General features: G+C 60.9%; 1 protein-coding gene. It reads left to right on the top strand.

Annotated elements, in window-relative coordinates:
• Positions 1-215: condensation domain-containing protein (locus tag IO30_RS41180; protein ID WP_037895607.1), on the top strand; the 215-nt coding region annotated here is incomplete at both ends.

Genomic DNA, 215 nt, shown 5'->3' with positions numbered 1-215 from the left:
TGGACGATCTCGTCGGGTTCTTTGTGAACACGTTGGTGTTGCGGACGGATGTGTCGGGTGATCCGTCGTTCCGTGAGTTGTTGGGCCGTGTGCGTGAGGGGGATCTGGCGGCGTTCGCGCATCAGGATGTGCCGTTCGAGCGGTTGGTGGAGGTGTTGAATCCGGCGCGTTCGATGGCGCGGCATCCGTTGTTCCAGGTGATGTTGGCGTTGCAG

Origin of the sequence: Streptomyces xanthophaeus (assembly GCF_000725805.1) — a bacterium.
GTDB classification, from domain to species: Bacteria; Actinomycetota; Actinomycetes; order Streptomycetales; family Streptomycetaceae; genus Streptomyces; species Streptomyces xanthophaeus.
Note: the sequence above shows the minus strand (reverse complement) of the source record. Positions and strands in the feature narration are given on the sequence as shown.